This window comes from Mucilaginibacter sp. P1_D10, assembly GCF_056406215.1.
In genome coordinates, this window is sequence record NZ_JBFUAP010000008.1 from 54475 (window position 1) to 74570 (window position 20096).

The 20096-nt window shown below is 48.7% G+C and carries 17 protein-coding genes; 10 read left to right on the forward strand and 7 right to left on the reverse strand.

The window, feature by feature from the left end; translation table 11 throughout:
• Positions 1 to 3 precede the first annotated feature (3 nt).
• Both AC1DYT_RS14325 and AC1DYT_RS14330 read left to right on the forward strand, forming a co-directional pair.
• Entirely contained in the window at positions 4 to 486 is a 483-nt protein-coding gene (locus AC1DYT_RS14325) for a DUF2059 domain-containing protein (protein WP_477470263.1), read from the forward strand.
• A 57-nt stretch (positions 487 to 543) separates the two neighbouring features.
• Entirely contained in the window at positions 544 to 3405 is a 2862-nt protein-coding gene (locus tag AC1DYT_RS14330) for a M16 family metallopeptidase (RefSeq protein WP_477470264.1), read from the forward strand.
• 117 nt (positions 3406 to 3522) lie between these two features.
• Here the strand turns inward: AC1DYT_RS14330 and AC1DYT_RS14335 are convergent, their stop codons facing one another.
• Positions 3523 to 4128 carry a hypothetical protein gene (locus AC1DYT_RS14335; protein WP_477470265.1) on the reverse strand — a complete coding sequence of 202 codons (606 nt, stop codon included), beginning with the start codon at positions 4126 to 4128 and terminating at the stop codon, positions 3523 to 3525.
• Between the two features lie 64 nt (positions 4129 to 4192).
• On the opposite strand from AC1DYT_RS14335, the gene AC1DYT_RS14340 reads away from it, so the two are divergent.
• Positions 4193 to 6790, forward strand: a complete 2598-nt coding sequence (locus AC1DYT_RS14340; RefSeq protein ID WP_477470266.1) for a ligase-associated DNA damage response DEXH box helicase — start codon at positions 4193 to 4195, stop codon at positions 6788 to 6790.
• Between the two features lie 157 nt (positions 6791 to 6947).
• Here the strand turns inward: AC1DYT_RS14340 and ypfJ are convergent, their stop codons facing one another.
• Together ypfJ and AC1DYT_RS14350 are read right to left on the reverse strand one after the other, a co-directional pair.
• Positions 6948 to 7808: a KPN_02809 family neutral zinc metallopeptidase gene (gene ypfJ / locus AC1DYT_RS14345; protein ID WP_477470267.1), complete on the reverse strand. Its 861-nt coding sequence runs from the start codon at positions 7806 to 7808 to the stop codon at positions 6948 to 6950.
• Between the two features lie 187 nt (positions 7809 to 7995).
• Positions 7996 to 9009 carry a hypothetical protein gene (locus AC1DYT_RS14350; RefSeq protein WP_477470268.1) on the reverse strand — a complete coding sequence of 338 codons (1014 nt, stop codon included), beginning with the start codon at positions 9007 to 9009 and terminating at the stop codon, positions 7996 to 7998.
• A gap of 228 nt (positions 9010 to 9237) precedes the next feature.
• Between AC1DYT_RS14350 and AC1DYT_RS14355 the strand changes: the two genes are divergently transcribed.
• The 3 genes from AC1DYT_RS14355 (at position 9238) to AC1DYT_RS14365 (ending at position 12716) form a co-directional block, all read left to right on the forward strand.
• A complete protein-coding gene (locus AC1DYT_RS14355) occupies positions 9238 to 10470 on the forward strand; it encodes a DEAD/DEAH box helicase (protein WP_477470269.1) in 1233 nt (410 codons plus the stop codon).
• A gap of 80 nt (positions 10471 to 10550) precedes the next feature.
• Positions 10551 to 11426, forward strand: coding sequence for a TIM barrel protein (locus tag AC1DYT_RS14360; RefSeq protein ID WP_477457431.1), 876 nt, complete (start codon positions 10551 to 10553; stop codon positions 11424 to 11426).
• Between the two features lie 156 nt (positions 11427 to 11582).
• Positions 11583 to 12716 (forward strand): alpha/beta hydrolase fold domain-containing protein, encoded by a 1134-nt coding sequence (locus AC1DYT_RS14365; RefSeq protein WP_477470270.1) that lies wholly within the window; start codon positions 11583 to 11585, stop codon positions 12714 to 12716.
• A 189-nt stretch (positions 12717 to 12905) separates the two neighbouring features.
• Here the strand turns inward: AC1DYT_RS14365 and AC1DYT_RS14370 are convergent, their stop codons facing one another.
• The gene (locus AC1DYT_RS14370; RefSeq protein ID WP_477470271.1) at positions 12906 to 14249 is read right to left on the reverse strand and encodes an MFS transporter; all 1344 of its coding nucleotides are present in this window, start codon (positions 14247 to 14249) and stop codon (positions 12906 to 12908) included.
• Positions 14250 to 14390: 141 nt separating this feature from the next.
• On the opposite strand from AC1DYT_RS14370, the gene AC1DYT_RS14375 reads away from it, so the two are divergent.
• Positions 14391 to 16202 carry a PAS domain S-box protein gene (locus AC1DYT_RS14375; protein ID WP_477470272.1) on the forward strand — a complete coding sequence of 604 codons (1812 nt, stop codon included), beginning with the start codon at positions 14391 to 14393 and terminating at the stop codon, positions 16200 to 16202.
• An 18-nt stretch (positions 16203 to 16220) separates the two neighbouring features.
• Here the strand turns inward: AC1DYT_RS14375 and AC1DYT_RS14380 are convergent, their stop codons facing one another.
• Genes AC1DYT_RS14380 through AC1DYT_RS14390 form a run of 3 tightly spaced genes read right to left on the reverse strand, consistent with a single transcriptional unit; the run spans position 16221 to position 18514 of the window.
• Positions 16221 to 17000, reverse strand: a complete 780-nt coding sequence (locus AC1DYT_RS14380; RefSeq protein WP_477470273.1) for a molybdopterin-dependent oxidoreductase — start codon at positions 16998 to 17000, stop codon at positions 16221 to 16223.
• Positions 16990 to 17688, reverse strand: a complete 699-nt coding sequence (locus tag AC1DYT_RS14385; protein WP_477470274.1) for a cytochrome b/b6 domain-containing protein — start codon at positions 17686 to 17688, stop codon at positions 16990 to 16992. The genes AC1DYT_RS14380 and AC1DYT_RS14385 overlap by 11 nt, the downstream gene beginning before the upstream one ends.
• A 22-nt stretch (positions 17689 to 17710) precedes the next feature.
• Positions 17711 to 18514 (reverse strand): DUF1223 domain-containing protein, encoded by an 804-nt coding sequence (locus tag AC1DYT_RS14390; protein ID WP_477470275.1) that lies wholly within the window; start codon positions 18512 to 18514, stop codon positions 17711 to 17713.
• Positions 18515 to 18711: 197 nt separating this feature from the next.
• Here AC1DYT_RS14390 and AC1DYT_RS14395 point away from each other — a divergent pair, with 197 nt between their 5' ends.
• From AC1DYT_RS14395 to AC1DYT_RS14405, 3 genes are read left to right on the forward strand one after another with little or no spacing between them, the layout of a single operon-like run.
• Positions 18712 to 19290, forward strand: coding sequence for a sigma-70 family RNA polymerase sigma factor (locus AC1DYT_RS14395; RefSeq protein WP_477470276.1), 579 nt, complete (start codon positions 18712 to 18714; stop codon positions 19288 to 19290).
• A gap of 2 nt (positions 19291 to 19292) precedes the next feature.
• Positions 19293 to 19568, forward strand: a complete 276-nt coding sequence (locus AC1DYT_RS14400) for a hypothetical protein (RefSeq protein ID WP_477470277.1) — start codon at positions 19293 to 19295, stop codon at positions 19566 to 19568.
• A 56-nt stretch (positions 19569 to 19624) separates the two neighbouring features.
• The gene (locus tag AC1DYT_RS14405) at positions 19625 to 19888 is read left to right on the forward strand and encodes a hypothetical protein (RefSeq protein WP_477470278.1); all 264 of its coding nucleotides are present in this window, start codon (positions 19625 to 19627) and stop codon (positions 19886 to 19888) included.
• Positions 19889 to 20096: the final 208 nt, after the last annotated feature.

Sequence of the window (20096 nt, forward strand, 5' to 3'; positions counted from 1 at the left end):
ACAATGAAAGTAAAAATCAGGTTATTAGCAGTTTGCGTGGTATTACTTGCTTTTGCAGCAAGGGTAAATGCGCAGGATAACACGCCGCAATACACGGCATCTCACCTCGCAGCCGCCGAAAAGCTGATCAATGCAACCGGTATGACGGACATTCGTTTTTCAATGATGCGGAAAAGCACCGTTGAAACAATAGGCGCGAAAATACCTGCGGCGAATAAGGCAGCTTTCGTACAGGAAATGACGGCTTTTTTTGATAAGTATATGCCTCTTAATGCATTCAAAGAGCGGTTTGTCCGCTTATATGCCGGGGCCTTTACCGAACAGGAGCTAAATCAGCTAAGCGATTTCTACGCGTCTCCTTTAGGGAAAAAAGTAAGTGCCGTATTCCCCGAACTTATGCAAAAAGGAATGCTGGATAGTCAAAAAATTATCCAGGATCATCAAGGCGAATTGGAGGCCATTATAACCAAATCTCTTACCAATTAACAATTTGTAACTATATTTTTCGTTTCGCATCTTAGTGCCCTCATTCTTAATTGATTTATGAACTTCAACAGAAAAGTTGCTATCGCCGTATTGGCGCTGTCTTTTGCTACAGGCAGTACCTTTGCGCAGGTTAAAAGAAAACCCGCAGCATCGCCCAAAAACAAACCGGTTGCTGCAGCACAGCAGCTAAGCCCGGCATTATTGCCTACAGACCCTAACGTACTGATAGGCAAACTGCCCAACGGCCTCACCTATTACATTCGCCATAACGAGCAGCCAAAAAACCGCGCCGAGCTTTACCTCATCGTAAAAACCGGCTCGATATTGGAAACCGATGCCCAGCAGGGCCTGGCTCACTTTACCGAGCATATGGCCTTTAACGGCACACGCGATTACCCTAAGAACGATTTGGTGAACTATCTCCAAAAATCTGGCATACGGTTTGGTGCCGATTTAAATGCCTACACCAGTTTTGATGAAACCGTTTACCAGCTGCCTTTGCCTACTGATAGCGCCGAGGTATTCAAAAACGGCTTCAATATTTTAGCCAACTGGGCAGGATACCTAAGCTTCGATCCGGCAGAGATCGATAAAGAGCGCGGCGTAGTGCTGGAAGAATTACGTCTGCGCGGCAAAAATGCGCAGGAACGTTTAAGCCAGCAAACCCTGCCGGCCATACTCAATAACTCGCGCTATGCTTCGCGCTTGCCCATCGGCCAGGAAAACATCCTGAAAACATTCGATGCYGCTACCATAAAAAGCTTTTATCATGACTGGTACCGCCCCGATCTGCAGGCCGTAATTGCCGTTGGCGATTTCGACGTAAAAGCTGTAGAGGAACTAATAAAGAGCAAATTTTCGTCGCTCACCAACCCCGCAGGCGAAAAGCCGCGTACGGTTTATACCGTGCCGCCAACACCGGGTACCCTTGTAAAAATTGCCACTGATAAGGAGTTTCCTTATACGTTGGCACAAATTGTAGTTAAGCGCCCGCAAACCGTGGTAAAAACGGCTGCTAGCTATATGCAGAGCCTGCGCATAAGCCTGTTCAACTACATGATGGGCGAACGCCTGAACGAGCTGTTGCAGAAACCCGATCCACCGTACCTGTACGCACGGGCCAGTTTCTCTACACTGATTGCTAAACAGGATGCTTTTTCATCGTTGGTGATAGCCAAGCCAGGCGACCTGCAAAACGCCGTAAAAGTAATGGTGGCTGAGGTTGAGCGCGCCCGCAGGTTCGGCTTTACGCTTACCGAACTGGAACGCGCAAAACAGGCCATTTTGGTACAAATACAGAACGCATACGCCGAACGTGACAAAACTAACTCGGCAAACTTCGTGCGCGATTACAGCAAGCATTTCCTTACCGGTGAGGCAATCCCCGGTATCGAATTCGAGTATAATTATATCGCAAGCAACATCAACAAAATTGGTACTGCGGATATGAACGCCCTGGCCGGCCAGTTCATCAGCGACCAAAACCGCGTCATCATCATTGAAGGGCCGGATAAAGACAAAGACAAACTGCCCGACGAAAAAACCGTACTGAGCTGGATAAGCACAGCAGGCGTGGGCCTCACTGCTTATGTAGATAACGTAACCAGCAGGCCTTTGATGGATAAAACACCCGAACCGGGCAAGGTTGTAACCGAAACAAAAGACGAGGCCATAGGCACCACTACCTACGTGCTGGCGAACGGCCTTACGGTAATATTAAAACCCACCCAGTTCAAAAACGATCAGGTGCTGATAAACGGCTACAGCCTGGGGGGCACCTCGCTTGCCAGCGATAAAGATTTTACATCGGCCAATTTGGCTGCGCCTATCATCAGCGGCAGCGGCATCGCCGATTTTAACCAGGGCCAGCTGGATAAGATGCTTGCCGGCAAAAACGTAAGAGTGAACCCCTACATCAGCGATGTTGCGCAGGGTATCAGCGCCAACGCTTCGCCACGGGATTTTGAGATTGCCATGCAGTTGATACACCTGTATTTTACCCAACCGCGCAAGGATGACGATATCTGGAAAGGCAATATCAGCCAAACCCGCGCTATACTCACTAATCGCGGGCTTGATCCAGGTAGCGTGTACCAGGATACCGTATCGGCCGTGCTGAGCAACTACAATATGCGCTCTATGGTAACCACCATTGCCAATTTAGATGCCGCCAGCCTGGATAAAGCCTACAGTTTTTACAAAGATCGCTTTGCCGATGCCAGCGGTTTCACTTTTACCCTGGTGGGCAATTTCGACCCGGAAGTGATAAAACCTTACGTAGAAGCTTACCTGGGCTCCTTGCCATCTACCCATAAAAAAGAAACCTTTAAAGATCTGGCCATACACCCGCCTGCCGGCCAGGTTACCAAAACCGTTTACAAAGGTTTGGACGATAAAGCCACCGTACAATTAGTCTTTAGCGGTGCTTACGAATACAAGGAGAGTAACAACATCCAGCTAGATGCGCTGGAAGAGATTATGAACATTAAACTTACCGAACGCCTGCGCGAGCAGGAAAGCGGTGTTTATGCGCCCGGCGTGCGTATCTCCTACTCAAAAATACCAACCGGCCGCTACACCGTTAGCATATACTTTTCCTGCGCAAGCGCCAATGTAGATAAACTGATTGCTTCCACTATGGATGAGATAAGCAAGTTGAAATTGAACGGCGCTACTGCTCTTGATATACAGAAATTTGTGGCCGAAGAAGCCCGCTCCACCCAGGTGCAGCTGAAGGACAACGTATTTTGGGCCGGTTACTTAACAGGTGCGGCGCAAAACAACGAGAACCCGGATGATATATTGAGCCACGTGAGCCATCTGGAAGATATCACCGTGCAAAGCACCAAGGATGCCGCTTCGAAATATTTAAACACCAGTAATCTGATCAAACTAATTTTGATGCCGGAGAAGAAGTAAGCAGTTTACAGTTGGCAGTGACTTGTGTTGCGAACAAAAAAGAAGGCCTTTTCGAAATATTCGAAAAGGCCTTTTAATTTTTCACTGCAAACCGCCCAAGCAAGCTGCCAACTGGCGCTAATGCATATCCAAATAAGTATCGGCCGTTGAATTCGGCGCGTGCACCAATATGCTTACGCATTTATCCGCACCATCAATTTCAAAGGAAATGCCCTTAGCTATATCTGAATAGGTTTTGATGGTTTTGCCTTCTTTGGATTGATAGCTGTTCCCTTCTTTAAGCGTATAATACTTGCCTATGTCCTTTATGGTATTGCCTGTGCTCATGTATTCGGCAGTTTTGAACCAGGGCGAGGTGACCAGTATTTTCTTGATGCGGCTTACGCCCTCGTCCTTATTGCCCATGTTGCGACGCGAGAATACGCTGGTTTGGTAGCCTGCGGTATCGTGGTTAGCGTACCAGGTTGATAGCTGACTGCCCATTGCTGCATCGCCGGCATCGGGGCGGCCAAGCATCAGTATTAGCGAATCCAGACTACCGCCAAGGCTGATATGCCCTATGCTTTTGCCGGGGGTTATCAATTGTTCGGCAGGGATGGCGCGCACCTCGGTGGTGTCGGGCAAATCAGGTGTTTCGCTACTTACAGCCGTATCGCCTTTTTGCCTGCATGCCGCAACTATTAAAATGGGTATCAGTATCAATAAATATTTGCTCGCTCTCATATCATAACATTTTAAGTACTTTACGGTTGGTATATAACACCACAAACACGGTTTTGTTAGCATAATGAGTTCAAAGGGGCAGCAGGTAATCCAACATTGGTACAAACAAAAGCAATGGAAGCAGTTCCCCTTTCAAAAAGAGATGGAGGAGGCCTACCTTGCCGGCTTTTCGGGCTTGCTGAATGCGCCTACCGGCAGTGGCAAAACCTTTGCCCTATTCCTGCCTTTCCTGGCCGATTTCATCAATAAGCATCCCGATAATTACACCACAAAAAGCAACAACGGCCTGCTGATGCTTTGGATAACGCCGCTGCGCGCCTTAACCAACGACATCCGTAAAGCCATGCAGGAAGTTTGCGATGACATAGGCCTGCCCTGGCGCATCATGACCCGAACGGGCGATACCTCCGCAGCCGACAAAGCCGCACTGAAACGCAAGCTGCCAGAAGTACTGCTCACCACTCCCGAGAGCCTGCACCTGATGCTGGCCCAAAAGGAATACCCGAAAATATTTTCCGGCTTACAGGTTTTCGTGTGCGACGAGTGGCACGAACTACTAGGCACCAAACGCGGCGTACAGGTAGAGTTGGGCTTGAGTAAGTTGAAACAGTTGGCAGTGGGCAGTTTGCAGTTGGCAGGGCCGAATACCAAGCCAACTTCTGTCTCACATCTCAAATCTCACATCTCAAATCTCAGAGTATGGGGTATCTCTGCCACCATTGGCAACCTGGAGCAGGCGGCAGAAGTGCTGCTTGGCAACGATTTCCCGCCGGAGCAAATTAGAATGGTGCGGGCCAACATTAGCAAAAAGCTGGTGATTGAATCAGTGATTCCCGAGAATATCGAGAATTATAGCTGGGCGGGGCACATCGGCATAAAGCTGCTGCCGCAGGTAATGGAGATTGTAGCCAGAAGCAAAACCACGCTGATATTCACCAATACCCGCTCGCAAGCAGAAATTTGGTACCATGCCATTATCGATAACTACCCGGAGTATGCCGGCATTATGGCCATGCACCATGGCTCGCTGGATAATGAACTGCGCAACTGGGTAGAGCAGGCACTGCATGCCGAAGCCTTAAAGGTGGTGGTATGCACCTCCAGCCTTGACCTTGGGGTGGATTTCCGCCCGGTAGATACCGTGGTGCAGGTGGGCAGTCCCAAAGGTGTCGCCCGCTTTATGCAGCGCGCCGGCCGAAGCGGGCACCACCCGGGGGCCATATCCAAGGCCTATTTCGTGCCCACGCATTCGTTGGAACTGCTGGAAGGGGCTGCATTGAAGCAGGCCATTAAAAAAGGCATATTCGAAAGCCGCGACCCGATGCTGCTTACCATGGATGTGCTGATACAATACATGGTAACGCTTGCCGTATCAGAAGGCTTTAGGGCGGATGAATTGTATAAAGAAGTAAAATCAACTTTCGCCTTTGCCGATTTGCGGCGCGACGAGTTTAACCAACTGTTGGATTTTATAACCAACGGCGGCAAAACCCTTGCCCAATACGATGAGTTTTTGAAGGTGGAGGTAGCAGACGGCCTGTTTAAAGTAAATAACCGCCGCGTGGCCATGCGGCACCGGCTCAGCATCGGCACCATTACCAGCGAACTGAGCATCCGTGTAAAATGGCTCAGCGGCGGCAGCCTGGGTACGCTGGAAGAGGGTTTTATATCTAAACTGAAGCCGGGTAATACCTTTTGGTTTGCGGGCCGCAGCCTCGAATTCATCAAGGTGAAGGAGATGACGGCCTACGTAAAAAAATCCACCAAAACCAAGGGACTGATACCCAGCTGGGCGGGCGGGCGCATGCCGCTTTCCTCGCAACTATCGGCCGTTTTCCGCGATAAGCTGGACGAGGTGGCGCATGGCCGGGAAGAGGATATAGAGGTGAAAGCATTGAAGCCGCTGTTCGATTTGCAGGCACAACTATCGCACCTGCCGCAAAGCCACGAGTTTTTGATAGAGTCGTTTAAATCGCGCGAGGGTCACCACCTGCTTTTTTACCCCTTCGAGGGGCGGTTGGTGCACGAGGGGATGGCCAGCTTATTGGCCTACCGCATCTCTAAAATAAAGCCCGCAAGTTTCTCCATCGCCATGAACGATTATGGTTTCGAGCTGCTTGCCGATGAGGATATCCCAATAGTAGAGGCCCTGGAAGATGCCGATTTCTTCTCAATAAATAACCTCATCGAAGACATCCAAAACAGTCTCAATGCCAACGAAATGGCCCGGCGCCGTTTCCGTGATATTGCGCACATTGGCGGCCTGGTGTTTACCGGCTATCCAGGCCAGCCTATGAAGAACAAGCATTTGCAGGCATCAACCTCTTTATTGTTCGAAGTGTTTAACGAGTACGAGCCGGATAACCTGTTGGTGCGCCAGGCCTATAACGAAGCATTGGCTTTCCAGTTGGAGGAGTTTCGGTTGCGGGCAGCTTTGCAGCGCATCCAAACGCAAAGCATCGTTTTGAAAACTATTGAAAGGCCCACGCCTTTCGCTTTCCCTATTATGGTAGATAGCCTGGGCCGCGAAAAGCTCACCACCGAAACCATGGAAGAACGCATAGCCAAAATGGCCCGCCGCTACGATGTAGGCGAGGAGGAAGTCCCCGAAGCCAAGCCTAAACAGAGGCGCACGGGAGTAGTTAGAAAGAAAGGGTTTTAGGAGATTATTTGCAATAAATTTGTGTGATGTGTCATGGTGAGCTTGTCGAACCATAGCGGGCGGGCCTTTACGCGCGCCCTTCGACAGGCTCAGGATGACTCCGCGCTCCTTTTCATCAGCACCCATAAAGTATCAATCAGCATGACGTGTCTTGTGTTTACTCCAAATCCCCGGCGCTGAAAGTATTGCCCTGGCTTGCATCCCCCGTTTCGAAACCTTTTTTAAACCAGTACATCCGCTGGGCACTGGTGCCATGGGTAAAGCTATCGGGCGTTACGTGGCCCTGGTATTGCTGCTGCAGGCGGTCGTCGCCAATTTGATGGGCGGCGTTAAGAGCCTCTTCAATATCGCCTTCGTCAAGCACGTTCTTCAAGCTTTTTTCGTAATGCGCCCATACGCCGGCATAGAAATCGGCTTGCAGTTCCAGTTTTACCGATAGTTTATTGTATTCAGCTTCGCTCAATTGCTGGCGTGCCCGGTCCATCTTGGCACTCAGTCCGAGCAGATCCTGCACATGGTGACCTACTTCGTGGGCTATCACATAAGCCTGGGCAAAATCTCCGCCCGCGCCGAATTTATTCGTCAGCTCATCAAAAAAAGATACATCTATATATACTTTCTGGTCGCCGGGGCAATAGAAAGGCCCGCTTTGCGACGATGCCTCGCCGCAGGCAGTGCTTACGCCATCGGTAAAAAAGTGCATCACGGTGGGCTGGTAACTGCGGCCCATATCGCTGAAGAGTTTCCCCCAAATGTCTTCGGTATCGGCCAGCACCACGCGGGCAAACTTCTTCTGGTCGCTATCCGGCCCGGCCGAGCCGGTGTTCACCTGCTCGGTTTGCTGGCCATTGCCCTGCTGCATCTGGTTGATTACCTGCGAAGGGTCTATCCCCGTGAAAAAGTATATAGCCATTGCTATGATACCTATAATACCGCCGCCAAAAGCAAAGCCACGGCCACCGCCGCTGCTGCTACCTTCTTCTGTATTGCTGCTTTCGCGCCTGCCGAACCATTGCATATCTTCTGTGATTTTTACTGTAAACTAAGATAAGCGATAAAATGTTTTGTTACGGGAGTTAATCAATGTTGTTGCTTAGGCTGCTTAGAAGCCTCACCTAATCCTCTCCAAAGGAGAGAACTTTTTTGCCCCTCTCCTTTGGAGAGGGGCTGGGGTGAGGCCGCGGTTACCCCGGCCGACCGCTTTGCTACCTGTTCAGCCAGAACGATAGCCCCGATGCCAGCCCTATCATGCCGTAACCATAACTGCTTTGGAAGGAGATGTTATAATCGTCCTGCCCGCGGTAGCCACCGCCGGCCATCACAGATACATCCCGCAGGAAGGGCAGGTGGTAATAATATTTGAGGCTAACGTTCAGCCTTTTTTTGATGTCGAAGGCCTTGTAGTTTTCGTACTTATCGGCAATGTAAGTAAAATCGAACTGCAGGCGCTGCCAGTTGGCATAGAGCCTGGCATCTTTTTTTATGGGGTCTTCGTACGCACGGGCCAGGTTAAGCATATAGCTGCCGTTAACCCTTATCCAGCCATAGTGGCCATTCAAACCTTCCGCTGCTCCTGTGCCGAATAACCCCGCATGTACTTCAATACCGATGGTTTTGTACTGATTGATAATGATATCCTTTGTATCGGTACGCTTGCCAACCGTATAGTTTAGGGTATAAAAATTGGTAGAGAACTTGCCGCTATCCACATTGAAGCTGCCATCAGGCAGCACCGTTGGCCCGCGCACGCCATTGGAGTGGTGGGTGTAACCGCCTGAGAGGAATTCGGGATTATGAACATCATGGTTTAAACGATAGAACAGCTGTATGCCGGGCATATAGCTTGGCGATTTTACCGGTGCGCCGGGGGTTGCAAGCAACCGTATCTTCACCCTGGTAAAGGCGTTTACGAACAAACGCGATTTTGGCGTATTGTACACCACGGAGTTAGCCACCACATCGGCCACCAGCTGCGTTTTGATAGGCTGGAAAAGCTCCTGCCCGAAAAACGAGGAACGCAGGTTCTGTACGTAGATATCGTTGAAATCGCGGTTGATAAGACGCGTAGCAATCTGCGCGGTAACGGTATCCTGTATGATGGAGGTGCCTTTTACTTTGATGGTATCGGTATCTGCTGCGAAGCTGTTGCTGTAGGAGAGGGGTGTTAAAATAATTAAGCCGGTAAGTATTTTAAAAAGGGGCCTTAAAGAAATAAACATTATTGCTTTATACGATTGTTTTTAACGATAAACTATAATTACAGCCCCCGCATGGGGATTGTTTGGCAATACCTTACTCCTTTAGCAAAACAAGACGTTGGGCTGACAGAAACCACATGCTAAAGCCAGGGCTCTACAGACCTGCTCGCCTTTTATGCTTGGTTTTATGCTATTTAACCCTTTTTAAAAACAAAATGCCTACCTTGCGTAATTTACTTACAGAATATAGTGACTTTCCAGGATTTCAATTTCAACGAACAATTATTAGAAGGCGTACTGAGCATGGGTTACACCAAGGCTACCCCCATACAGGAAATGACCATCCCGGTTATTATGAATGGCGACGACCTTATAGCTTGCGCACAAACAGGCACAGGCAAAACAGCTTCATATTTGCTGCCGGTTTTAAATCATATCGCTAACAGCAATACCCACCAAACCACTGCCCTGGTGCTTGCCCCCACGCGCGAGCTCGCCCAGCAGATAGACCAACAAGTAGAAGGCCTTGCGTATTTCACGGGCATCAGCTCGCAGGCCGTATTTGGCGGTGGCGACGGCATGGCTTATGAGCAGCAGCGCCGTGGCATACAGAACAGCGTAAACATTATCATAGCTACGCCGGGTCGCTTAATAGCGCACCTAACATCGGGCGTGCTTAAGTTTAACCATATCACCCACCTGGTACTTGATGAGGCCGACCGCATGCTGGATATGGGTTTCAGCGATGATATCATGCGTATCATCAGCTATCTGCCCAAAAAACGCCAAACGCTTTTATTTTCGGCTACTATGCCGGGCCGCATACGCAACCTGGCCAAGGCTATATTGAACAATCCACAGCAGATAAACATCGCCATATCGCAACCCGCCGCAGGGATAGACCAACAGGTTTACCGCGTGCACGACGGGCAGAAAACCCCTTTGCTGAAAGCTTTACTGAAGGATGGCGGCTACCTAAGCTCCATCATCTTCGCATCCCGCAAGGAAATCGTAAAAGCGCTTGCCAAAGAATTGAAACAGGCGCGCCTGGATGTGGCTGCTTTCCATTCGGATCTGCAGCAGAACGAGCGTGAGGAAATTCTGCTCCGTTTCAAGAACAAACAACTGCCCGTTATCATCGGCACGGATGCCTTATCGCGCGGTATCGACGTGGAAGGCATAGATCTGGTTATCAATTACGATGTGCCCGGCGATGCTGAAGACTATGTACACCGCATTGGCCGTACCGCCCGCGCCGCTACTACGGGGACAGCCATCACCTTTGTGAACGACCGCGACCTTAAGCGATTGAAAAGCATAGAACAGCTGATAGACAGGCCAATAGCCCAAAAAGAATTACCCGAAGAGCTGAAAGGCATTGAGCATGTTGCCACGCCCCGCCCACCAGGCGACGACCGCAAAAACCAACACCGCAGGCCAAGCCGATACAAAGGCAATAAGCCTCGCCCGGCTGCAGGTTAAACCTTAATAAAAATGTATGGTCTATTTGATTTGTAATAACGAATGCGTTACTTTTACACAAACCAATTAAATACCATACCATGACTTCCAGACGTTCATTCCTCAAAACCTCGGCGGTGTTGGGTACCGGGCTATTAATGGCTCCGAACCTTTTTGCCCGCAACAAAAAATATATCGGCGTACAACTTTATACCGTGCGCGATGCCATGGCCAAAGACCCGGTGGGTACTTTAGCCAAAGTGGCCAAAGTTGGCTTCAATAGCGTAGAAGGTGCTACCTACACGGGTACCCAAAAATTCTACGGTATGGAACCCGAAGAATTTAAGCAAGTGCTAAGTGATAACGGCTTGATTATGCCCAGCGGCCACTATATGTTAGGCGAAGGCATGCCGACTACAAAAGGCACCATTGATAACGAGTGGCAAAAAGCTGTTGACGATGCGGCTGCCGTTGGCCTGAAATACATGGTATGCGCCTATTTGCTCGATAGCGAACGCGGCTCGTTGGACCATTACAAGCTCACTGCCGATAAATTGAACACGGCGGGCGCTATCTGTAAAAAAGCAGGCATACAGCTTTGCTACCACAACCACGATTTTGAATTTAAGCAAGAGGATGGCAAATTCCCATACGAAACCTTGCTGCACAACACCGACAAGGACTTGGTGAAAATGGAGATGGATATCTACTGGATATACAAAGCCAAACAAGACCCAATCAAGCTCTTCAATGAAAACCCGGGCCGTTTCCCGCTATGGCATGTAAAGGATATGGATAATACCCCTAAGCAAATGTTTACAGAGGTAGGTAACGGCGTTATCCCATTCAAAGACATATTCAAGCACGCAGGCAAAGCCGGATTGCAGTACTTTTATAACGAACAGGATATTTGCCCCGGCGACCCGTTCAACAGCATCACCCAGAGCTACAGCTATATCAAAAAGAACCTGGTATAACTACAGGCTCAGCAATATGATAAAGCCGAACCCGGAAGGCGTTCGGCTTTTTTACGGGATGATTTTTTAATTCCCCCTCCTCTTTACTACGGAGAAAACTTAAAAAAAGGCAACGAGTCGATAGTAAACCATTATTTATTTCATAAAAACAGGCGCATGATTAAGCTGATTATCATCATCGTTCTCTTCCTCATTTCTTTACTGGCAGTTATTAAGGCCCCCGCCTACTACCTGTGGCTGCTGGCTGTCGGCGTAACCGAGTTCCCGCTGTTGTTCGCGGGGATTACGTCCTTATTACTCATCGCGGGTATCTGGCTGCAGAAATATCAGTTGACCTCAACGGTAATTGGCGTGGCGGCGCTGCTGTTGTTCCTATCGCCCATCCTGCGCTCATACATTGTGGCGGCATCGCTCAAAAAAGACTTTATTACGGCTTTCGGCCCGGGTAGCGCCAGCATTCATGGCGATAGCACGCAGGCTCCGTTCAGCTTCTTTAAACTGTTCAAGACCAAGTCGGTGGTAAAACACCAATCGTTTGTTTATAATACAGATAAGGATGTGCCGCTTAGCCTCAATTTTTATCCGGCGGCAGTTGACGGCAAAAGGCCCTGCATCGTATCGGTGCATGGAGGCTCCTGGGCCGGCGGCGATAATTCCGAACTACCCGAACTGAACAGCTACCTGGCACAGCAGGGTTACAACGTAGCGGCTATCGATTATCGCCTTGCACCCAAATACCAAACGCCCGCGCCTGCGCAGGATGTGGCAGAAGCTTTTACTTACCTGAAAGCACATGCCGATGAATTGCACATCGATACCAATAAGTTCGTATTGCTTGGCCGTTCTGCAGGTGCGCAGATAGCGTTGCTTTCGGCCTATACCCATCCCGAGCCGGGACTTAAAGGCGTGGTGGATTTTTATGGGCCGGCAGACATGGTTTGGGGCTATTCCGTCCCGTCCAACCCGCTCATCATGGATTCGCGCAAGGTGATGGAGAACTACATCGGCGGCAGCTACCGGGCTGTGCCGCAAAAATATGTGGCCTGCTCGCCGATTGAGTTCGTCAACAAAAGCACCGTCCCCACCCTCCTGATACATGGCGACAACGATGTGCTGGTTTCGCCCGAGCACAGCCGCAGGCTGGATGCACAGCTGACTAAAAATAACGTCCCGCATTTTTTGCTGAAGCTACCCTGGGCAACCCACGGTTTTGATTATAATTTGTATGGCCCTGGCGGACAGTTATCGACCTATGTAGTGGAGGGTTTTATCAACATGGTAACCAAATAATATGCACAAAACGGCCATCATCGGCACCGGCATTGCCGCCATGGGCTACCAGCACTTCCTGCAATATCCACGTGATGCATCAGGTGTACTCAAGGCCGAATAATTTGAGCTATTGAGGGAGGTGCAGTTTTAAGTAGCAGTAGCACTCGGGGCATTATAATGTTCTGCCACTGCCAACTGCTATTAAACCTACCTCCCCCTCTGCTCCCTGAAACGGCTGAAGAAAACGATGGCCAGCAGGCAAAGCACGCAGCCGCAGATGCCGTTGAGGCGCAGGCCAAAATCGTTACCCGGATCTATTCCGTACACGGTGAGGAAGGCGAATAGAGCAATGCCCAGTGTTTGCCCAAGTTTCACAAACAAATATTTCACGGCAAAAAACATTCCTTCGCGGTTTTCGCCGGTGCGTTCAGCATCGTTCTGGGCAATTTCGGCGAGGATGGCATTGGGTAAAATCCCCAATGACGCCAGCGGGAACGATGCGCTAAGCACCAGCGTATATATCTGCACCTTGGGGCTAAACGGCACCTTACCCAGAAAAAATATTGCAACGAAAATCAGGCTGAGCAAACCAAACGAGAACAGCACGATAGGTTTCTTGCCAATTTTTTTCGAGAGGTAATTTACCAGTGGGTAAAACAGCAGCGAGGTAAGCACCATGGTACCCATCAACAAGCCGCCCATCGATTTGTTGAGGTTGAGCAGCACGGTAATGAAGTACAGCAACCCGCTGGAGATGATGCTGAGTGCCATGTAGTACGAAAAATCGGAGATGAGGTAGTATTTGAAATTGCGGTTTTCGAACGTTTTGCGGATAGCCGGCCATAAGGCCAGATGCGAAGGCGTGCTGCTGCTGTAGCGCTTTTCTTTTATGGCCAGCACAGGCACCAGCATCACCAATCCCGAGAAGAACGCCAGGCCCCAAATAGTGTATTGCACAGCAGCATCGCGGTTAGCTACGTGTGCCCAGCGTTGTACCAGATCGGCAAAGTTGTTTACCAGTGCCGATAGTATGATGCCGATAACAAAACCCACCTGTTGTAACGAGGATAGCTTCACCCTTTCGGCACCGGTGTTGGTAAGTTCGGGCAGCAAGGCGTTGTACGGGATAATATAAGCCGTGGCGCCCAGAGAAAAAAGAACCAGGTTTACCATGAGCCACAACCCGTTGGTTACGCTGAGCGACATAGACCATGGATAAAATGTAAGCCCGCAAAAAACCACAGCCGGAAAAATGGCCCATTTCATGTACGGGATGCGCCTGCCGCGCTTGTTGTTGCTTTTATCGCTCAATGAGGCTATAAAAGGGTCGAAGAACGCATCGATAAGCCGGCCGGATGCCGTAATGATAGATAGCAGGTTAAATACGCCGAAAACCAACAGTTGGGGGATAAGCGGCATCAGCCCCGCATTATTGGGCGGCAGATAAAAGTAGGGCAGCATCACGATGATGATATTGGTCATGGTGCTCCAGCCTATCATCCCGCAGGCATAGGCTATCTGTTTGGAAAGGGGCAGTTTCGAAGGCGGCATCTTAACCCGCAATATGCAAAATATAAGCGGAATTAAAAACGTAAACGGATGAGCCTTACATGCACACCTTTCGTTACTTTATTTGTACTTTACAGGGGCTTAATCACGATATTTGATAAACCCCTATCTAAACCATGCCTGATGAGCGCAGAAAAGTTCGACATCTTATTTTATTCGGGAACGCAGCCCATGTGGGTGTTTGATGTAGACTCGCTTAGGATACTTGAGGTAAATAATGCAGCAATAAAACGTTATGGATTTACAAAAAAGGAATTCCTTAGTAAAACCATTATGGATTTGCGCATGCCGGAAGATATTCCGCTGGTGATTAAAGTACTGCCAGATATTAGAGGCACTAAAACCAGGTATCGCGAGTTTAAACATATTGCCAAAAACGGACGGATATTGAATGTGGAAATCATGTCGTACCCGTTTATTTACAAAGGCTTTAATGCGCGGCTTGTGGTTGCCCAAAACATCGACGAAAAAAAAGAAATCCTGGGGCGGCTGGATTTTACCGAGCATAAGCTGGAACAAATTTTAGAAGAAACCAAAATCGGCTTTTTTCAGCTGGATTACCAATCGCGGATAATTTATTGGAACAAGGCATCTGAAAGACTAATAGGCTATAAACGCGAATATGTAAAAGGCCGCAATTTGTGGGATGTATTCCCCGAACTTAAAGGTTCTGATTTTTACCATCATTACGAGTGGGCAATGCAAAAACTGGAGGGGGTGCAGTTTACCGAATACTTTTGGCCGGTGCAGCGTTGGTTCAGTATTGATATATATCCCGTGGCAGATGGTATCATCGTAACTATAAACGATATTACCAGCAAGCAGCGAATGGAAGAGAGGTTGCTCGAAAAAATTGAGCAGATGTCGGAAGTGTCGTTTTTAAATTCACACTATATCCGCAAGCCCGTAGCCAGTTTATTGGGTTTAACCAGCCTGTTTAACGATGGCCTTTTAGCGCCCGATGAAATAGCGCACACATTAAAACTCATCAGAGATTGTGCCACAGAACTCGATGAAATTGTTAAGAGGGTAAATATCAAAACAAATTATAAAGATGACCGGGGCGACTCGGAGTACGAGATGGGCGATTTTTCGTTGAACGGGCTTTTAGCAGAAGTTGCCCACAACCTGCCGGGTAACGTATCGCACAAGCTTATCCTGAAAAAGAAAACGGATTTTATTTATTACGGCAACCGTAAAAGTATCGCAATTGCCATTGCTAACCTCATAAAAAACGCCATAAAATTCTCGCCCAAAGCCAACCGCGTGGTGATAGACAGGCAAATTATTGATAATAACCTGGTATTATCCGTAAAGGATTTTGGGGAGGGGATAAATCAGCGTCTAATAAACAAGATATTTTTAAGTTTTAGCAAAAAAAGCGCAGCACGAGAACTCGGCTCGGGCTTTTTAAAAATTATTGAGGCGGTAAATAAACACAACGGTAACCTTTGGGTAGAAAGTACACCCGGCAAGGGCACAACTTTCAGCATGAGGTTTCCGCTGTCGCACCTTTCTAATGTTAAAGTGAAGGGCAAAAATGCTTCGGTATTTAAAACCCAGGGGATAGAGATAGATCACGATGAGGCTACCGGCTGCATTATTGCCAACTGGCGGGGCTTTCATAGTTTGCATTCTGTAAAAACGGGCTGCATTCAATTGCTGGAGGCCCTCACCGCCTACAATTGCGGCAAAATATTAAACGATAATACCAACGTGCTGGGCACCTGGGATAACGCGATAGACTGGGTGGTAAACGAATGGTTTCCGTTGGCCGAAGCAGCCGGGCTAAAATATATTGGATGGGTGTACTCGCCAAGCACCTTCAGCCGCCTTTCTGCAGATCTTACCATAAAAAGATCTACCGGCGACATCACACATAAAGCCTTTGATAAGATAGAAGAAGCGGCCGATTGGCTTAAAACAATTCATTAGCATGCCAGGCCTTAATATTTACAGTCCCGAATAATAATCATATCCCTGGCGTGCCCAATAATCGGGCGGGCGGGTGTTGCTGAAGGTTATGCTGCCGATGCGTTTTAAGTTTTTGATGCCATATTTTACAGGTATGATGAGCCGCAGCGGCGCACCGTGGTTCATGGGGACGGGCCGGCCGTTCATTTCGTAAGCTAAAATGGTTTGGGGATGTATAGCGCTCGGCATATCCAGCCCAACCTGGTAAGCCTTATCAGGCGTCATCAAGCCCATATAGGCCATTGTAGCATCCTGCGCCAGGCCGAAGTGTTCGATAAAATCAATCATTTTTAACCCGCCCCAGTATTGTATCTGGTCCCAGCCTTCCACACATTTAAAATCGAACACAATCTCGGTTTTGGGGAGGGCCTTTATCTGGTCCATAGTGATTTGTATCACCTCGCCGTTGTATTTGTTCACCTGCAGCGCCCAGGCCGCTATATCGAAATGGCCCTCAATGCCTATATCGCTGTTGTAGCGCACATTTTTGGCAGCCATTGATTTGGGGTAGGTTTTCACCAGGTGATTTTTGTCGAAAAATCTGCGGAAAGCCAACTCGGTTTGGTTCAATGCCCGGCGCAACGGAGCCCTGGCCCCGGCGGTTATCCCGGCAGTTTCGGGTGCTGCATTGTATAACCAGCTCCAGCCTTTGTAGGCCGCCACAGCCATCAGCCCAAATACGCCGAAAGAGATAAAACTGCGGCGGTTTATCTTTTGCTGCACGGTAAGCTCCTTTTTGGGTATCTCTTTATTTTTCATCTTCGGCAGGGCTTAGGGTTTTGGGATCGGGTTGCGGCTCGGTAACTACCTCGAAGCCGGCTACTACAGCTCTGAAGTTGTTCCATCCGGCTAATATTACCTGGATGATATGTATCAGGAAGAAAAGCACGTAGCCGATGGTGAGTACAAAGTGGATGATGCGGGCTGAGTGGTAGCCGCCGCATAACCAGGTAATGGTGGCAAACTGAACGGGCTTGTAAATAGCCAGCCCGGTAACCAGCGAACCAAAACCCATTACGATGATGGCTGTATAGGCAATGCGCTGGGCAGCGTTGTATTTGTTTTGCGGCGGTGCCATCTTACGGATGTGCAAATCGTGCAGTAGTACCAGCCAGGCCTCTTTGAATGAATTGCGCTGGGGCAGCAGCTCGCGCCAGGCACCGGAGATGATGGTATAAAGCACGTAAACAAGTCCATTCAGTGCAAAAAACCACATAAACAAAAAGTGGAAGGCCATGCCTTCGCGCAAACGCGCCCCAATATGCAGGGCATCATAAAACCCTTGGGGGAAGAATTTGAAATAGGTATGCCCGAATAGGGTGATACTGTATTCGTCGTTTCCCCAGTAGATAAGCGCGCCGCTCCATATCATAATGGCCAGCACCGGGAAATTTACCCAGTGGGTCCAGCGCATGAGCAGGGAGTGTTTTTCTTTTATGGTTTTCATTGCTTGGGAGGCTTGCTAAAGTTTAATTGCTGGCAGTCATTGTTGCCTGGAACGCCGCGCGCTGTGCAGCCAATATCCCGCCGTGTTGCGTATCCTGCACAAAGGCAATTACTTCAAAGTTTTGTGCCGTAAAATTTTTAGGCAGTTCGATGCCGGCCTCTCCGCTTTTATCGCCGTTGAGGGTAATCTGCTGCAATTTAGTTACTATCTGCACGTGTGCTAAGGTGCGGCCATTGTTTTCGCCTGCTTTTACAACGGTAGTTGCGTTCTTCTCAACCAGGGCCAGCACTAAGGCGGTATTCGCGCCGCTGCCTTCGGTACGGTATTTAAGGCTTGCCTTACCACCGGCGATTTTCAGGTCCTCTAAAGATAGCGTTGATTTTGCTGCCGTAGTTAAGCCTGTGCTTATGGCTTTGCGCAGCGTGCCCTCCTCCGAACCTACGAACTCGGTACGGCCGTTCACTATAGCCTGCGGTGTATAAACCTGGCTGATATTTAGCCAATGGGCATAAACGTTTTGCCTGTGCGAGAACTCAGCATTGCTGAACGCGTCTTTCCAGCCGAGGCGGTTCCAATAATCTACATGGTAAGCCAAAATATAAATTGGCTTGCCCGCGCTTTCTTTTTCTATTTTGGCTATCGCAGCATCGGCAGGCGGGCAACTGCTGCAACCTTCTGAGGTAAACAGTTCTATTACGGCAAAACCTTTGTTATCAGAAAGTGGCTTTGCCTTTGCCATACTCGGCATGGCGCCCCTGAATGCTGCCGTAGCAAAAGCAGCGGCAAGCAGGATGATGGCGGTAGATAATATCTTGATTGTTTTCATAACAACTGGTGTATTTTTACCTGCTTAGTAGCACTTAGGGATATATCCTTACACATAAATAAAAATAATAACATGGTTTATTGTTGTTTATTTTAGATACATAAACCAGCGGCGAAAAAATCAAGGGATTAATACAAATCTCGCTGTAAGGTTTTACATAACCTAACGACAAAGCAATTGTTTATAAAACAGCTGAAATGACAACACCTCCCGCAATTCATCAGCTCGACCCAAAAAACTGGGTGAAAGCTTATGCCGATTATTTGTATATGTACGCCATTACCCGCATAAACGATGAGGAGCAGGCGCAGGATTTGGTACAGGAAACTTTTTTGGCGGGCTTGCAGGCCATGAGCCGCTTTGCCGGCAAAAGCAGCGAACGCACCTGGCTAACCGCCATCCTGAAGAACAAGATTATAGATGTGTACCGAAAGCGCTCGTCGGGCTTGCGCACGCAGGAACTGACGCACGCCGAAGGCGAGGTGGTGGATTTTTTCGATGCGGCCGACGGGCATTGGAAAGAGCAGCACGCGCCGCAGCCCTTCGGCATAGAGGATTACGACCCGCTGGAGGGAAAAGAATTCAACAGCATACTAAAGATGTGCATGGAAAAACTACCCGCGCTGTGGCTATCGGTTTTTACCATGAAGCACCTGGATGAGGAACCCACCGACACCGTTTGCGCCGAACTGAAGATAAGCGCAGCCAACTATTGGGTAATTATACACCGTGCAAAACTTAACCTTAGGGCTTGCCTTCAAAAAAACTGGATCTGAATATGAACCCACTAAAAGCTATAATATACAACTGCAGCAGGGCAACCTACCTAACCGATAAGCGGCTGGAGGGAAAGATAACATTCAGGGAAAGTATAGCCCTGCGCATACACCTCTATGGATGCGCGGCCTGCCGGCTATACGTAAAGCAGAGCGCCAAAATAAGCGAGATGATTGGCGATTTGCTAAAATCACAGCCGCCGCAAGGCGTGCGCTTGGCTGACGATTTTAAAGCCGGCCTGCAAGAACGTATTGACCAGCAGATAAACAAAAATTAAAAATGCTGTAAGGGTTAGTTGCCGATGCCGACAAAGAGGGAAAAGTAAATCAAACCATGAAAACTCAAAAAACATCGCTTTTAGCAACAATCGTATTATCGGGCGTATTGGCTTTATGTGGCCCTATCGTAAACGCACATGCCGCAATAACTCCGGGCCATTCTATGGAGGCAGCAGCCGACACCGGCAAAATGAAAAAGCCTATGATGAAAAAGCCCGCCATGATGGACAAAAAGAAAATGGATAAAATGAAGCCTGCTAAAAACAAGATGGGCAAAATGGATACCAAAGTGATGAAAGATACCGCATCAAAAATGTAACCATGGTCAAAAAGAAAAGCAATAAATAATTGGGAGGTTGTTTTTGTTTTAAAGGATGGGGGCGTGTAGCCCCCTCTTTTTTTGGAAGAAAATTTCGAACATCGAATTTCGAACGCCCAGCGCCGAAGTATAACTTCGTTATTCGAAATTGGGCATTCGGGGTTGATACTCAATCGGCTTTTCAAAGGGTCTCTTCTATCCTCTTTTT

Excerpts from the sequence above, each read along its gene's own strand:
- AC1DYT_RS14325 (WP_477470263.1), top strand. The coding sequence starts at position 4 with ATGAAAGTAAAAATCAGGTTATTAGCAGTTTGCGTGGTATTACTTGCT.
- AC1DYT_RS14335 (WP_477470265.1), bottom strand. The coding sequence starts at position 4,128 with ATGAGAGCGAGCAAATATTTATTGATACTGATACCCATTTTAATAGTT.
- AC1DYT_RS14340 (WP_477470266.1), top strand. The coding sequence starts at position 4,193 with ATGAGTTCAAAGGGGCAGCAGGTAATCCAACATTGGTACAAACAAAAG.
- ypfJ (WP_477470267.1), bottom strand. The coding sequence starts at position 7,808 with ATGCAATGGTTCGGCAGGCGCGAAAGCAGCAATACAGAAGAAGGTAGC.
- AC1DYT_RS14350 (WP_477470268.1), bottom strand. The coding sequence starts at position 9,009 with ATGTTTATTTCTTTAAGGCCCCTTTTTAAAATACTTACCGGCTTAATT.
- AC1DYT_RS14360 (WP_477457431.1), top strand. The coding sequence starts at position 10,551 with ATGACTTCCAGACGTTCATTCCTCAAAACCTCGGCGGTGTTGGGTACC.
- AC1DYT_RS14365 (WP_477470270.1), top strand. The coding sequence starts at position 11,583 with ATGATTAAGCTGATTATCATCATCGTTCTCTTCCTCATTTCTTTACTG.
- AC1DYT_RS14370 (WP_477470271.1), bottom strand. The coding sequence starts at position 14,249 with ATGCCGCCTTCGAAACTGCCCCTTTCCAAACAGATAGCCTATGCCTGC.
- AC1DYT_RS14375 (WP_477470272.1), top strand. The coding sequence starts at position 14,391 with ATGAGCGCAGAAAAGTTCGACATCTTATTTTATTCGGGAACGCAGCCC.
- AC1DYT_RS14380 (WP_477470273.1), bottom strand. The coding sequence starts at position 17,000 with ATGAAAAATAAAGAGATACCCAAAAAGGAGCTTACCGTGCAGCAAAAG.
- AC1DYT_RS14385 (WP_477470274.1), bottom strand. The coding sequence starts at position 17,688 with ATGAAAACCATAAAAGAAAAACACTCCCTGCTCATGCGCTGGACCCAC.
- AC1DYT_RS14390 (WP_477470275.1), bottom strand. The coding sequence starts at position 18,514 with ATGAAAACAATCAAGATATTATCTACCGCCATCATCCTGCTTGCCGCT.
- AC1DYT_RS14395 (WP_477470276.1), top strand. The coding sequence starts at position 18,712 with ATGACAACACCTCCCGCAATTCATCAGCTCGACCCAAAAAACTGGGTG.
- AC1DYT_RS14400 (WP_477470277.1), top strand. The coding sequence starts at position 19,293 with ATGAACCCACTAAAAGCTATAATATACAACTGCAGCAGGGCAACCTAC.
- AC1DYT_RS14405 (WP_477470278.1), top strand. The coding sequence starts at position 19,625 with ATGAAAACTCAAAAAACATCGCTTTTAGCAACAATCGTATTATCGGGC.